This is a genomic window from Gemmatimonadota bacterium, from assembly GCA_016719105.1.
In the GTDB taxonomy this organism is placed as follows: Bacteria; Gemmatimonadota; Gemmatimonadetes; order Gemmatimonadales; family Gemmatimonadaceae; genus SCN-70-22.
In genome coordinates, this window is the sequence record JADKAQ010000001.1 from 721536 (window position 1) to 735793 (window position 14258).

Genomic DNA, 14258 nt, shown 5'->3' on the forward strand with positions numbered 1-14258 from the left:
CGCCGACCGGGGGCGACGAGTAGGTTCCCCCGTACCTGACTCCTCGACGCCACGGTCGAACGCCCTCGTGAAGATCCTCTTCGTCTGTACCGGCAATACCTGTCGCTCGCCGCTCGCCGAGGTCATCGCGCGACGCGAGGCCATCGAGCGCGGACGGTTGGACATCGACATCGGAAGTGCCGGCACGAGCGCGTGGAACGGCGCCCCCGCCTCGGATGGGTCGCTGCTCGTGGCGCTGGAGCGGCACCTGGACCTCGGTGGACATTCGGCGCAGCAGCTCACCGTCGACCTGGTGCAGGGGGCCGACCTGATCCTGACGATGGGGCCGCAGCACCTGGAGCGCGTGTTGGCGTTAGGCGGGGCGGGGAAGTCGCACCTGCTCACCGCCTTTGGGCGCCCGGACGGCGAGCCCGGGGCGATCCCCGATCCCTTCGGCGGGGATCTCGAGGTGTACCGCATGACGTTCGAAGAACTGCAGCGCGAGATCCGGCGCGTCTTCGACGCCCTCGACCCCGGACCGGCGTGACCGACGCCCTCCCCGGCAGGCTGGTCCTCCTGGGGCACCCGGTGTCGCACTCGCTGTCGCCGGTCTTTCAGAACGCCGCGCTGCGCAGCGCCTGCATCGCGCTGGTCTACGAAGCGCTGGACGTTGCTCCGGAGGCGCTCGACGACACGCTGGCGCGCCTCGTGGCGCAGCGTGCCGCGGGGAACGTCACCATCCCGCACAAGGACGCCGTCTTCCGCGCCTGTCAGGTGACGAGCGCGGTGGCCGCGCGCGCCGAGGCCGTCAACACCTTCTGGGTCGATGACCTCGGTCGGCTGTCGGGAGACAACACCGATGTTGCCGGCTTCGACGCCCTCGCCGACCACGTCGGTGTGGAGCGCGCGGGGGCCATCGTGGCCTGCATCGGGAGTGGCGGGGCGGCGGCGGCAGTCTGTACGGCCGTGGAGCGATGGCCGGGGGCGACGCTTCGGCTCTACGGGCGTTCGTCGGGGCGGAGCGCGGCGTTGGCCAATCGCTTCCCGGCCACGGTGCAGCTGGCGGACTCGCCGGCCGACGCGTTGCGTGGTGCGACGACGGTGGTGAACGCGACCCCCATCGGGATGCGCGACGACGCCCTCCCGGTTCCCGTCGACGAACTCCCGCGTGACGCTCGCGTGATGGACCTGGTGTATCGTCCCGGCGAAACGCGGTGGGTCCGCGAAGCGCGCCGGGCCGGGCACCTGGCGCTCGATGGCTGCGAGATGCTCCTGCAGCAGGGGGCGGCGGCCTTCGAGCGGTGGTTCCATCGCCCGGCGGACCTCGTCGTCATGCGAGAGGCGCTCGCACGGGCGAGTCGGCGCTAGTCGCGGCCCCCGCCCCCACGGGGAGGGCGAGCGATGCAGCACAGGTGGCGACGGGCGGTGCAGCTGGCGCTGTTGCAGGTGGAGACAATCGTGCTCCCTCGCATGTGTGTCGTGTGCGAGGGTCTCATCTCACCTGGTCGATCATCCCTCGCGTGCGATGCCTGCTGGGGACGGGTCCCGCCGCTGCCGCGTCCGCGCTGCGATCGCTGCGGCCACCCCGTGGGTGGCGAGAGTTGTCGCTGGTGCCCGCTCCTCCCGCCGTACGTGCGCGCCGCCCGCTCCTGGTGCTGGGCCCCCGGTGGCGTGGCCGAGCGCCTGCTGTACGCCTTCAAGTACGATGGCTGGCGAGCGCTCGCGCCGGAGATGGCCGATCGGATGGCGCGACTGGACTGGCCAGAGGACGTCGTGCATGAGCGTGCGGCGCTCGTTCCGGTCCCGCTCGCCGCCGCGCGGGAGCGCGAGCGAGGATTCAACCAGAGCGCCGAACTGGCGCGTGCCCTCGCCCCGCGATTCGGAATCCCGGTCTGGGACGATGTCATCGAACGCCCGAGGAGAACCACCAGTCAAACGCGATTGACACCGGAACAGCGTTTGTACAACGTTGCCCACGCCTTCCGGGTCGTCGCAGGGGCGCCGGCGAAATTGTACGGCGCCCATGTCATGTTGGTCGATGACGTGGTCACGACCGCCGCGACCCTGAACGAGTGCGCCTCCACGTTGTGGAACGCTGGGGCGCGGATCATCAGCTACGTCACCTTCGGCCGGGCCCGCGCAGCGGGTGACCAGCCGCTTACGCGAGGATGAGCGCAACATGGGCATTCGGGTTGGCATCAACGGCTTCGGCCGCATCGGGCGTCAGGTCATTCGTGCGGCGAAGGAGCAGGGGGCGAACATCGACTTCGTCGCGGTGAACGACCTGACCGACACCAAGACGCTCGCACACCTGTTCAAGTACGATTCGGTGCACCGCACCTACAAGGGGACGGTGACCTCGACGTCGGATTCCATCACGGTCGACGGCGACACGATCAAGGTCTTCGCGCAGAAGGATCCGGCGGCGCTGCCGTGGAAGGACCTCGGGGTCGACATCGTGCTCGAGTCGACGGGACGCTTCACGAGCGCGCCGGATGCGAAGAAGCACATCGACGGCGGCGCGAAGAAGGTGATCATCTCCGCGCCGGCCAAGGGCGAGGACATCACGATCGTCATGGGCGTCAACCACGACAAGTACGACCCGGCCAAGCACCACATCATGTCCAACGCGTCGTGCACCACCAACTGTCTCGTGCCGCTGGTGAAGGTCATCCGCGACAACTTCGGCTTCAAGCACGGGTCGATGGTGACCATCCACTCGTACACGAACGACCAGAACGTCCTCGACCTCCCGCACAAGGACCTGCGTCGTGCGCGCGCCGCGGCGCTCTCGATCATCCCGACGACGACGGGGGCGGCAAAGGCCACCTCGCTCGTGATCCCCGAGGTGAAGGGGAAGATCGACGGCATCGCGATCCGCGTCCCGACCCCCGACGTGTCGCTCACCGAACTGACCGTCGAGGTGGAGAAGGCCACGACGATCGCCGAGGTCAACGCGGCGTTCAAGGCGGCGGCCGAGGGGCCGATGAAGGGGGTCCTGCAGTACACCGAGGTCGAACTCGTCTCGTCGGACTACATCGGGAACCCGCACTCGTCCATCCTCGACGCGCTCAACACCAACGTGATCGATGGGACGATGGTGAAGGTCTCGGGGTGGTACGACAACGAGTGGGGCTACGCCTGCCGCTGCGTCGACCTGATCCAGTACGTGGGCGCGAAGCTGTAGGACCCGCCTGACGAGAGTCGGGAGACGGATGGCGGGACTGCCGGCACCACGTGCGCCGGCAGTCGACGCCACCCGCCGCCCCGTGAACGCTCTCGCCTCGCCCCTGTGCCGCGCGCGGCGTGGTCGCGCGCCCTCCCGTCTCCCGTCTCCCGTCCCATGAACAAGAAGACAATCCGCGACCTGCCCGATGCCTCCCTCAAGGGGAAGCGCGTGCTGGTGCGCGTCGACTTCAACGTCCCGCTCGACGACGCCGGCAACGTCACGGATGACACCCGCATCGTCGCCGCCCTGCCGACACTCGAGTACCTCGCCCAGCGCGGCGCCCGCGTGGTGCTGCTCTCGCACCTCGGTCGCCCCAAGGGAGGACCGGACCCGAAGTACTCGCTCGCCCCGGTCGCCAAGCGCCTGGCGGAGCGCACCAGCTGCAAGGTCCACTTCCACGGATCCTCGGCCGACGAGGCCGCCGTTGCAGCGACCAATGCGTTAGGCGACGGAGAGATCCTCCTGCTCGAGAACACCCGGTTCCACAAGGGTGAGGAGAAGAACGACGAGGCGCTGAGCCGGTCGTTCGCGGCGTTAGGCGACCTGTACGTCAACGATGCCTTCGGGTCCGCGCATCGGGCCCACTCGTCGACCGCCGGCGTGACCGCCTTCCTCAAGCCGGCCGTTGCCGGCTTCCTCATGGAGAAGGAACTCGACTACCTCGGCACCGCCATCGCCGAACCCAAGCGTCCGTTCATCGCCATCCTCGGCGGCGCGAAGGTGTCAGGCAAGATCGATGTCATCGAGGCGCTCCTGCCCAAGGTCGACGGCCTGCTCGTGGGTGGTGCAATGGCCTGCACCTTCTTCAAGGCGATGGAGTTGGAGACCGGGAAGTCGCTCGTCGAGCCTGACCGCGTTGAACTCGCCGCGTCGCTCCTCGAGCGCGCGGGCTATCGCCTCACGCTCCCGCACGATGCGGTCGTGTCGACGGCGATGGACAATCCGGCGGGAGCGCACGCGACCAAGCGTGATGCGATTCCGGCCGACGAGGCAATGTTCGACATTGGCCCGGACACGATGCAGTCGTACGCACGCGCCATCGAGTCGGCCAAGACGATCCTGTGGAACGGCCCCATGGGGGTGTTCGAAGTCCCGCCCTTCAACGAGGGGACGTTGGCGATCGCGCGCGCGATGGCGAACGCCACGAAGGCCGGTGCGACGACGATCGTGGGCGGTGGCGACTCGGCCGCAGCGGTGGCCGAGGCGGGGTTGGAAAGCGCCATGAGCCATGTCTCCACCGGAGGCGGCGCATCGCTGGAGTTCCTCGAGGGGAAGAAGCTCCCCGGGGTTGAAGCGCTGGACGACAAGTGAGGCCCATGCAACGCCCTGTCTTTGCCGCCAACTGGAAGATGAATCACGGCCCGAGCGACGCTCGGGCCTTCATGCGCTCGTTCCTGGCGCACTTCGCCCGACGTACCGATCGGCAGGTGATCTTCTTTCCGCCGGCGGTCACGCTCACGACCGTCCTGGAGATGATCAAGGAGCGGCAGGACATCCTGGTGGGGGTGCAGAACATCCACTGGGAGGATAAGGGGGCCTTCACCGGCGAACTGTCGGCGGGGATGGCTCGCGATGCAGGGGCGACGGTTGCGCTCGTGGGGCACTCGGAGCGCCGGCACATCTTCGGCGAGACCGATGAGCAGACGGGGCTGAAGGTCGCGGCCGCGGTTCGTGCCGGCCTCACGCCAATGCTCTGCGTAGGCGAGACGCTCGAGGAGCGCGAGCAGGGGCGCACCGAACAGGTGGTGCTGCGTCAGCTTCGGGCCGGGATCGCGAACATCGATCCGCATCACGTCGCCACGACGCTCGTCGCGTACGAGCCGGTCTGGGCCATCGGCACCGGACGCACCGCGACCCCGGACGATGCCGGTGTCATTCACGTGCTCATCCGTCAGGAACTGGTCGGTCTCCTGGGAGAGCGCGGAAATGCGATTCCGATCTGCTACGGCGGAAGCGCGAACCGCGGCAATGCGTCGGCTCTCTTGGCGGCCCCCGAGGTCGACGGACTGCTCGTGGGCGGAGCGTCGCTCGACGCCGAGGGATGGTCGTCGATTGTCCGCACTTGATTCAGGCTTGTAAGTGGTTCAATATTCCGTGCTTAGCACGAACGAGCCTCTTCCAGCGCCAGACGCATGTACACCTTTCTCCTGATCATCCTCGTCCTCGTCAGCCTCGCCGTCATCGGCGCGGTCCTCCTTCAGTCGGGGAAGGGGGGCGGATTGGCTGCTTCCTTCGGCGGAGCGTCGTCATCGTCTGACTCGCTCATCGGCACGCGCCAGGCGGGCAATCTCCTCACGCGCGTGAGTTGGTGGGGCGGCGGCGTCTTCCTGTTGCTCGCCTTCGTGTTGCAGCTGATGTCGGTTCGCACGCGCGTGCCGAAGTCGGTCCTCGACACGCCGCTGACGCAGACGCCGGCGACCGCCCCCGCGGCGCCGCAGACCAAGGGATCGACCCCGGTCACCGCCCCCGTGGTGCCGCTCGAGAAGGCGCCCGCGACGCCGGCGCCTCAGCCCAAGCAGCCGTAGTCCTCATCACGACGTGACCTCTCGCGCTGACATCCCAGGGTTCCTCCTCCTCGAGGACGGAACCCTTTTTCACGGGCGGCTCGTTGCCTCGTCGCCCGTGACCGTGGCCGAAGTCGTGTTCACGACGAACATGACCGGATACCAGGAGACGTTCTCGGACCCGTCGTACCGCGGCCAGATCGTGGTCATGACGGCTCCAATGATCGGCAACTACGGGATCAACCCCGAAGATCCGGAGTCGGGCAGGCCGCAGATCGCTGGGGTCGTCGTGCGCGAACTCTCGCGCACCTTCTCCAACTGGCGGGCGAGCGGCGATCTTCAGGGCTGGCTCGGCGCAGCCAACGTCCCGATCCTCGAGGGGATCGACACGCGACAGCTCACGCGTCACCTCCGCTCGGTCGGCGTGATGCGTGGTGTGATCGGCGCCGGTGCCGAGGCGACCGACGAGGCGCGGTCGGCGCTCGATGCCTGTCCGTCGATGGAAGGGCTGGACCTCGCGTCGGTGGTGACGACGGATCGCGCCTACGAGTGGGGCAGTGCCGACGCGCCCTACCACATCGTGGCCTACGACTACGGGATCAAGCGGAACATCCTGCGCCTCTTCGAGTCGCATGGCTGCCGCATCACCGTGGTGCCGAGCACGACGACGCCTGAGGAGGTGCTGGCGCTGCGCCCGCATGGGGTCTTCTTCTCGAACGGCCCTGGCGATCCCGCGGCGGTGACCTACGCGCCCCACGCGATCCGAACGATCGGGAAGGCAGGAATCCCCGTCTTCGGGATCTGCCTCGGGCACCAGCTCATCGGGCTCAGCTTTGGTGGCTCGACCATGAAGCTCCCGTTTGGCCATCGGGGCGGCAATCAGCCGGTGAAAGAGCTGGCAACGGGACGCGTCCTCATCACCTCGCAGAACCACGGCTTTGCGGTCCTGGGGAGCGAGCAGGACATCCCCGGGGCGCCGGAGCTCGAGGTAACCCACGTGAACCTGAACGACGGGACGGTCGAGGGGCTGCGGCACCGCACCCTTCCGATCTTCTCGGTGCAATACCATCCCGAGGCCGCACCGGGGCCCCACGACGCGCGACCGCTGTTCAAGCAGTTCATCAACGCGGTGAGAGGCGAGGTTGGCCGAAGTGGTCCAAACGCTTGACACACAATAGCTAAGCGTTCTATGTTCGACCGAACTTTCGAGCCTCTGGACCTCGTCCTGTTCGAGATTACGCAATGACCAAAGCCGACCTCGTCGAGCGCGTCACGCAGCAGATTTCCCGCACGGCGGGCCCGATGATCTCGAAGAAGGACTGCGCCCGGGTGGTGGACGCGTTCCTCGACGCCATCAAGGAAGCGCTGCAGGCCCAGAAGAACATCGAGGTCCGCGGCTTCGGCACCTTCAAGATTCGCCATCGCAAGACCCGCATGGCGCGCAATCCACGGACGGGGTCGCCCGTCGAGGTCTCCGCCCGTCCGGTCCCCGTCTTCAAGCCGTCGAAGGAGCTGCGCGCCATGGTCGCCGACCTCGAGCCGCTCGAAGGGGCCGAACTGGACGACTGGGATGACGATCACGAGGAAGAGGAGATGAGCGAGGCGTAGTCGCGCCTCGCCCGTCGCTGAATCGCGCCCCGCCGGCCTCCCGGACGGGGCGCTTCCTTTTGCCGACGGGACGGATGGAGTTGCGTCGGCCATCCCCTCCGATAGTCTTACGCGCCATGCCCTCTGTTCGCGTTCTGCTTTTCGCCTCCTACGCTGACGCTCTCGGGACGTCGACGCTCGACGTCGAGATCGGTCCGGCGGCGTGCGTCCGGGACGTCCTCGCCTCGGTGCGGGAACGCGCCGGGGCGGGTCGACTCCCACCCGCCCCCCTCGTCGCCGTCAACGAGAGCTACGCCTCGCTCGACGATCCGGTCAACGAGCGCGACGAGGTTGCGATCATTCCGCCGGTGGCGGGGGGCTAATGCGCGTCGCCCTCGTCCAGGCGCCTATCGACGTCGCCACGCTGTTGACGGAGGTGAATACCCCCTCGTCCGGAGCCACGACGCTCTTTCTCGGCACCGTACGCGACGTCAACGAAGGGCGCCCCGTGCTGGGGATCGACTATTCGGCCTACGCGTCGATGGCGCAGCGCGAGATGGAGCTCATCGCGCGCGAGGCCAGCGAGCGCTTCGGCACGCCGCACATCGTCATGGAGCACCGCATCGGGTACCTCGCGCTCACCGACGTCAGCATCGCCATCGCCGTCTCGCATGCGCGACGCACGCCGGCGATGGACGCCGTGCGCTACGCCATCGAGGAGGTCAAGAAGCGCGTGCCGATCTGGAAGCGGGAGCACTACATCGACGGCACGCGCGAGTGGGTCGATCCCACGCGCCAGTACAACGATGCGCAGCGCGAGGTACCCCGATGAGCGACGTCGTACTGCAGGACCAGTTCGGGCGCGGGATCGAGTACCTGCGCATCTCGGTCACCGATCGCTGCAACTTCCGCTGCGTGTACTGCATGCCGCTGGAGGGACTGCAGTGGCTGCCCAAGCGTGACATCCTTTCGTACGAGGAGATCGCCGAGGTCGTGCGCCAGCTGGCGCCGCTCGGCCTGCGCCGCCTGCGCATCACGGGCGGAGAGCCGACGATTCGCCCCGAACTTCCCTCGCTCGTGCGGCTCCTGCGCGAGATCCCGGCGATCCAGGACATCGCCCTGTCGACAAACGGCGTGCGCCTTCCGCAGCTTGCCCCGGCGCTGCGCGAGGCGGGGCTCGATCGCGTGAACATGAGCGCCGACTCATTGCGCGCAGACCGGATCATCGCCATCGCGCGCCGCGACCTCGGGCTTTCTCCCGTGGAGGCCGCGGCGGCGGCGGAGGCAGCGGGAATCGGGCCGATCAAGATGAACGTGGTGGTCATGCGGGGGATCAATGACGACGAGGTGGTGGACTTCGCGCGCCTCGCGCTCGACCATCCGTGGCACATCCGCTTCATCGAGTTGATGCCCGTGGGTGAGATGCGCGACCTGACGTGGGATCACGTGGTCCCGAGCGACGAGGTGCTGCAGCGCGTGTCGACGTTGGGGGGACTCACGAGCGATCCCGGCCCCAAGGGGAATGGCCCCGCGCGGTACTACCGCATCGACGGATCACCGGGGACGGTGGGGGTGATCACCCCGATGTCCCACACGTACTGCGGGAGCTGCAACCGCGTGCGCCTAACGGCGGACGGTCGGCTGCGCACCTGCCTGTACGGCGACCACGAGGTGAACCTGCGTGACCCGCTGCGCCGCGGCGAACCCTTGGAGCCGCTCTTCCGGCAGGCACTGGCGGAGAAGCCCAAGGAGCACCAGCTGCTGCAGATGCAGGTGGGGGGGTTGCGCGCGCTGTCCCAGGTGGGGGGCTGAGGCCGGCCACGGGTGGCGCGTGGGAGGCCGGCTATATCGCCGCCTCCCAGCGAACGAGTGCCGCATCCAGGTTGGCCGACGCGCGGGAGAAGGGCCCGCCAATCCTGATCGCAGCCTCGGCGTCGGCCTTCTTCCCACTCCGGGCGAGATCGACCACCTGCGCCGCAGCCTCGTGAAAGGCGGCATGCAAGCGAGAGATTTCCCGGTACGTCTCGGTTTCCCGGACCGACGCGGGGATGGCGCTCCCGTGCAACCAGTGGCCGAAGTCGCAGTGGCGATCGCTCTTGACACGGGCGACGTCCAGGTCGCTGGCACCTGAGGCGACAGCGGTCTTGAGTCGCACCTTCCAGGCGGCGTGGGCGGTGAGCGCCTTGCGAATCTGATCTTTCATGGTCTCCTCCGTGCGTTCGGACCCGATGTTCCGGAGTGTCGGCCGCTCGGGACAGAACTTGCGCGGAACGCCCGGAATCGATGAGGCGTTGAAGCCCCCCTGCGCGCGGGCTAGCTTGGGACGCACCGAATCACCGCTCCCTTCAATCGATCCGATACATGGTCAACAAGATCACGGTCGTCGGCGCCGGCAACGTCGGGGCCACCGCCGCACAGCGACTGGCCGAAAAGGAACTCGCCAAGCAGGTCGTCCTCGTGGACATCGCCGAGGGCATTCCGCAAGGGAAGGGGTTGGACCAGTGGCAGTCGGCCCCCATCGAGCTGTACGACACGCGCATCGTCGGCACCAACGGGTACGATGAGACGGTCGATTCCGACATCGTGGTCATCACCGCCGGGATCGCCCGCAAGCCGGGGATGTCGCGCGACGACCTGATGAACACGAACGCCGGGATCGTGAAGTCGGTGTCGGAGAACATCGCGCGCACGTCGCCGAACGCGATCCTCATCATCGTGTCGAATCCGCTCGACGTGATGTGCTACGTCGCCAAGAAGGCCTCGGGCTTCCCGCGCGAGCGCGTGCTGGGGATGGCCGGGGTGCTGGACACGGCGCGCTATCGTGCCTTCCTCGCCGAGGCGCTCGACGTCTCGGTGCGCGACATCCAGGCGATGGTGCTGGGCGGGCACGGCGACACGATGGTGCCGCTGATCTCGTACACCACGGTGAGCGGGATCCCGATCACGCAGCTCATGGCGCGCGACGTGCTCGACAAGATCGTCGACCGCACGCGCAACGGCGGGGCGGAGATCGTGTCGTACCTCAAGACCGGATCGGCGTACTATGCGCCGTCGGCTGGGGCGATCCAGATGGTCGAGGCGATCGTGCAGGACCAGAAGCGGATCCTGCCGTGCGCCGCGTGGCTTGAGGGCGAGTATGGGATGTCGGGGCTGTTCCTCGGCGTCCCGTGCAAGCTCGGGCGGAAGGGGTTGGAGCAGGTGCTGGAGGTCGAGCTGACGAGCGCCGAGCGAGTGGCGTTAGGCAAGAGCGCCGACGCGGTGCGAGAGCCGATGGCCAAGCTCTCCTGAGTACCGACACCAGCGGGGCGCGCCACTCGCGCGCCCCGTTCGTTTCCGTCCCCCGTACGTCCTACCCCTCTCCCCCTTAGCACCCCATGGCAACAGCTGCGATGCCGGCGAGTGGCGGAGCCCAGGCGTCAGTGAGTCGATTGCGCCGCTTCTGGGATTCCAGCGTCGGAAAGAAGGTCGTGATGGCCGTGACCGGGATCATCGGCATCGGCTTCGTGCTCGGCCACATGGCCGGCAACCTCCAGATGTTCAAGGGCGCCGGCGCCGCCCAGGCGATGCACGACTACGCGGTGCTGCTGCGCAAGACCGGCGGACTCCTCTGGATCATTCGCGGCGTCCTGGTGGGCGCGGTCGCCTTGCACGTGACGGCGGCGATGCAGCTCTGGGCGCGGAACAAGATGGCGCGTCCGGTCCCCTACGGAGCGCAGAAGGCGCAGGTCTCGACGCTCGCGTCACGGACGATGCGCGCCGGCGGGATCATCCTGCTGGCCTTCATCGTCTTCCACATCGCCGACATGACGCTCGGCCTTGGCGTGCCGGGCTTCGTGCACCTCGACCCCTACAACAACCTGCGTAACGGGTTCTCGCGCTGGTGGGCGGTCGCCTTCTACGTGATCGCGATGGCCTGCCTCGGGTTGCACCTGTTCCATGGCGCGTGGGCCTCGCTGCGCACGCTTGGGGCGCGCCGTCCATCCGCCGCCCCGCTGCACCGCAACCTCGCGATCGTCATCGCCGTCGTCGCGGCGCTCGGCTTTGCCGCCGTCCCGATCGGGGCGGCCCTCGGATTGTTCACGGACGACACCCCGGTGATGGAAGAGACGCAGACGGTGCAGGGCACGACGCCGACGACGACCGCCACCACGTCGGTCGCGACCTCGGCCGTGGGAGGGACCAACTGATGGAACTCAGGTCCAACATCCCCGGCGGTCCCATCTCCGAGAAGTGGGACAAGCACAAGTTCGAGATGAAGCTCGTGAACCCCGCCAACAAGCGGAAATATCACATCCTGGTGGTGGGTTCAGGACTCGCCGGCGCGTCGGCGGCCGCGACGATGTCCGAACTGGGGTATCGGGTCTCCTGCTACTGCTTCCAGGACTCCCCTCGCCGCGCGCACTCGATCGCGGCCCAGGGGGGCATCAACGCCGCCAAGAACTACCAGAATGACGGCGACTCGATCCAGCGCCTCTTTTACGACACGGTGAAGGGGGGCGACTTCCGGGCGCGCGAGGCGAACGTGTACCGGCTGGCGCAGATCTCGGTCAACATCATCGACCAGTGCGTCGCGCAGGGCGTGCCGTTCGCCCGCGAGTACGGCGGCCTCCTGGCCAACCGGTCGTTCGGCGGCGCGCAGGTCTCGCGCACTTTCTACGCCCGCGGCCAGACCGGACAGCAGCTGTTGTTAGGCGCGTACCAGGCGCTGGAGAAGGAGATTGCCAAGGGCGGGGTGACGATGCACTCCCGCACCGAGATGCTCGACGTCGTGCTGGTCGACGGGCGCGCGCGCGGGATCGTCACGCGCGACCTCGTGACCGGGAAGATCGAGACGCACCTCGGCGACGCCGTCGTCCTCGCGACCGGGGGCTACGGCAACGTCTTCTATCTCTCGACCAACGCCAAGGGCTCCAACACCACGGCGATCTGGCGGGCCTACAAGCGGGGTGCTGCTTTCGGCAATCCCTGCTACACGCAGATCCATCCGACGTGCATTCCGCAGAGCGGCGACTACCAGTCGAAGCTCACGCTGATGTCGGAGTCGCTCCGCAACGACGGGCGCGTCTGGGTCCCCAAGAAGGAAGGAGACACGCGCGCGCCACACCAGATTCCCGACGCCGAGCGCGACTACTACCTCGAACGGAAGTATCCCTCGTTCGGCAACCTGTCGCCCCGTGACATCGCCTCGCGTGCCGCCAAGGAAGCGTGCGACAGCGGGCGCGGCGTGGGGCCCGGCGGGCTTGGCGTCTACCTCGACTTCCGCGACGCCATCCAGCGTTTGGGGCGCGACAAGATCGAGGAGCGCTACGGGAACCTCTTCCAGATGTACCAGCGCATCACCGATGAGGACCCGTACAAGGTCCCGATGCGCATCTATCCCGCGGTGCACTACACGATGGGCGGGCTGTGGGTCGACTACAACCTGCAGAGCACCATCCCCGGGTTGCACGTGCTGGGCGAAGCGAACTTCTCCGACCACGGCGCCAACCGGCTCGGCGCCAGCGCGCTCATGCAGGGGTTGGCCGACGGCTACTTCATCATTCCGTACACCATCGGCAACTATCTCGCGGCGCAGAAGCTCGAGCCGCTGTCGAAGGATCACCCCGAGGTACGCGCGGTGGAGCGCGAAGTGGAAGAGCGTACGAAGCGCCTGCTCGGCATTCGTGGCAAGCGCAGCGTCCAGTCGTTCCATCGCGAGTTGGGGAAGATCATGTGGGAGAAGTGCGGGATGGCCCGCAATGCGCAAGGACTGCAGGACGCCCTCGGGCGCATCCCGGCGCTGCGCGAGGAGTTCTGGGAGAACCTCAACGTCCCGGGGAGTGGCGAAGAGCTCAATCAGTCGCTCGAGCAGGCCGGGCGCGTCGCCGACTTCCTCGAGTTAGGGGAGTTGATGTGCCGTGATGCGCTGCACCGCGAGGAGTCGTGCGGTGGTCACTTCCGCACCGAGCACCAGACCGATGACGGCGAGGCCAAGCGCAACGACGAGCAGTTCGCGTACGTCGGGGCCTGGGAGTACGCCGGTGAGGGGAAGGCCCCGATCCTGAACAAGGAAGTGCTGGACTTCGAGAACGTGCACCTGGCGACGCGGTCCTACAAATGACGGCGCGCACCGACTGCACCGCCGCCACCGCGGCCCCCACTCGCCTTCACGTCGTCGTGTCTTCCCGTCCTCTGCCCCTATGAATATCACCTTGCGTGTCTGGCGGCAGTCCGGCCCCACCGCCGCCGGCAAGTTCGTGGAGTACCAGGCCCGGGACATCTCGGAAGAGATGTCGTTCCTGGAGATGCTCGACGTGGTCAACGAGGAGCTGACCAACACCGGTCAGGCGCCGATTGCCTTCGACCACGATTGCCGTGAAGGGATCTGCGGCATGTGCGGGCTCATGATCAACGGGGTGGCGCATGGCCCGCAGAAGGCCACGACCACCTGCCAGCTGCACATGCGCACCTTCCGCTCAGGCGATACGATCACGATCGAGCCGTGGCGGGCGCAGGCCTTCCCGGTCCTGCGCGACCTGTGCGTCGATCGCGGGGCCTTCGATCGCATCGTGCAGGCCGGCGGGTACGTCTCGGTGTCGACGGGCAATGCACCTGACGGCAACGCGCTCCCCATCCCGAAGCCCGACGCCGACGCGGCGATGGACGCGGCCGCATGCATCGGGTGTGGGGCGTGCGTGGCGGCGTGCCCCAACGGGAGCGCCTCGCTCTTCACCGCGGCCAAGGTGGCCCACCTGGGCAACCTGCCGCAGGGGCAACCCGAGCGCTATCGGCGCGCCCTCAAGATGGTCGCACAGATGGATCTCGAGCACTTCGGTGGCTGCACGCTGTTTGGGGAGTGCCAGGAGGCGTGCCCGAAGGAGATCTCGATCGACGCCATCGCGCGCATGAACCGCGACTATGTCTACGGTTCGGTCTTCGAGCGCGAAGGGAGCGCGTCGGGCGGGGCAGGGTAGCGCGCC

The 14258-nt window shown here is 67.6% G+C and carries 17 protein-coding genes; 16 read left to right on the forward strand and 1 reads right to left on the reverse strand.

The window, feature by feature from the left end:
- The first annotated feature begins 67 nt into the window (after window positions 1–67).
- From IPN47_03160 to moaA, 12 genes are all read left to right on the forward strand, one after another.
- On the forward strand, window positions 68–526 hold the full coding sequence (locus IPN47_03160; protein ID MBK9407044.1) for a low molecular weight protein arginine phosphatase: 459 nt from the start codon (window positions 68–70) through the stop codon (window positions 524–526).
- The gene (locus IPN47_03165) at window positions 523–1347 is read left to right on the forward strand and encodes a shikimate dehydrogenase (protein ID MBK9407045.1); all 825 of its coding nucleotides are present in this window, start codon (window positions 523–525) and stop codon (window positions 1345–1347) included. Before IPN47_03160 ends, IPN47_03165 begins: the two co-directional genes overlap by 4 nt.
- Before the next feature lie 264 nt (window positions 1348–1611).
- Window positions 1612–2151, forward strand: a complete 540-nt coding sequence (locus IPN47_03170; GenBank protein MBK9407046.1) for a ComF family protein — start codon at window positions 1612–1614, stop codon at window positions 2149–2151.
- Between the two features lie 7 nt (window positions 2152–2158).
- Entirely contained in the window at window positions 2159–3166 is a 1008-nt protein-coding gene (gene gap / locus IPN47_03175; protein MBK9407047.1) for a type I glyceraldehyde-3-phosphate dehydrogenase, read from the forward strand.
- 156 nt (window positions 3167–3322) lie between these two features.
- A complete protein-coding gene (locus IPN47_03180; protein MBK9407048.1) occupies window positions 3323–4519 on the forward strand; it encodes a phosphoglycerate kinase in 1197 nt (398 codons plus the stop codon).
- A gap of 5 nt (window positions 4520–4524) precedes the next feature.
- Window positions 4525–5274 (forward strand): triose-phosphate isomerase, encoded by a 750-nt coding sequence (locus tag IPN47_03185; GenBank protein ID MBK9407049.1) that lies wholly within the window; start codon window positions 4525–4527, stop codon window positions 5272–5274.
- A 66-nt stretch (window positions 5275–5340) separates the two neighbouring features.
- Entirely contained in the window at window positions 5341–5733 is a 393-nt protein-coding gene (gene secG, locus IPN47_03190) for a preprotein translocase subunit SecG (GenBank protein MBK9407050.1), read from the forward strand.
- A 31-nt stretch (window positions 5734–5764) separates the two neighbouring features.
- Window positions 5765–6880, forward strand: a complete 1116-nt coding sequence (gene carA / locus IPN47_03195; protein ID MBK9407051.1) for a glutamine-hydrolyzing carbamoyl-phosphate synthase small subunit — start codon at window positions 5765–5767, stop codon at window positions 6878–6880.
- A 74-nt stretch (window positions 6881–6954) separates the two neighbouring features.
- Window positions 6955–7320 carry an integration host factor subunit beta gene (locus IPN47_03200; protein MBK9407052.1) on the forward strand — a complete coding sequence of 122 codons (366 nt, stop codon included), beginning with the start codon at window positions 6955–6957 and terminating at the stop codon, window positions 7318–7320.
- A 116-nt stretch (window positions 7321–7436) separates the two neighbouring features.
- On the forward strand, window positions 7437–7682 hold the full coding sequence (locus IPN47_03205; protein ID MBK9407053.1) for a MoaD/ThiS family protein: 246 nt from the start codon (window positions 7437–7439) through the stop codon (window positions 7680–7682).
- Window positions 7682–8131, forward strand: coding sequence for a molybdenum cofactor biosynthesis protein MoaE (locus tag IPN47_03210; protein ID MBK9407054.1), 450 nt, complete (start codon window positions 7682–7684; stop codon window positions 8129–8131). Before IPN47_03205 ends, IPN47_03210 begins: the two co-directional genes overlap by 1 nt.
- An 11-nt stretch (window positions 8132–8142) precedes the next feature.
- Window positions 8143–9111, forward strand: a complete 969-nt coding sequence (moaA, locus tag IPN47_03215; protein ID MBK9407055.1) for a GTP 3',8-cyclase MoaA — start codon at window positions 8143–8145, stop codon at window positions 9109–9111.
- Between the two features lie 31 nt (window positions 9112–9142).
- Here the strand turns inward: moaA and IPN47_03220 are convergent, their stop codons facing one another.
- Entirely contained in the window at window positions 9143–9502 is a 360-nt protein-coding gene (locus tag IPN47_03220; GenBank protein ID MBK9407056.1) for a CZB domain-containing protein, read from the reverse strand.
- Between the two features lie 158 nt (window positions 9503–9660).
- Here IPN47_03220 and mdh point away from each other — a divergent pair, with 158 nt between their 5' ends.
- The 4 genes from mdh to IPN47_03240 all read left to right on the forward strand — a co-directional run bounded on the left by mdh (window position 9661) and on the right by IPN47_03240 (window position 14252).
- A complete protein-coding gene (gene mdh / locus IPN47_03225; GenBank protein ID MBK9407057.1) occupies window positions 9661–10587 on the forward strand; it encodes a malate dehydrogenase in 927 nt (308 codons plus the stop codon).
- A 131-nt stretch (window positions 10588–10718) separates the two neighbouring features.
- Window positions 10719–11486, forward strand: coding sequence for a succinate dehydrogenase cytochrome b subunit (locus IPN47_03230; protein MBK9407058.1), 768 nt, complete (start codon window positions 10719–10721; stop codon window positions 11484–11486).
- Window positions 11486–13399: a fumarate reductase/succinate dehydrogenase flavoprotein subunit gene (locus IPN47_03235; GenBank protein ID MBK9407059.1), complete on the forward strand. Its 1914-nt coding sequence runs from the start codon at window positions 11486–11488 to the stop codon at window positions 13397–13399. The genes IPN47_03230 and IPN47_03235 overlap by 1 nt, the downstream gene beginning before the upstream one ends.
- A gap of 79 nt (window positions 13400–13478) precedes the next feature.
- Window positions 13479–14252, forward strand: coding sequence for a succinate dehydrogenase/fumarate reductase iron-sulfur subunit (locus tag IPN47_03240; GenBank protein MBK9407060.1), 774 nt, complete (start codon window positions 13479–13481; stop codon window positions 14250–14252).
- The last annotated feature ends 6 nt before the right edge of the window (window positions 14253–14258 follow it).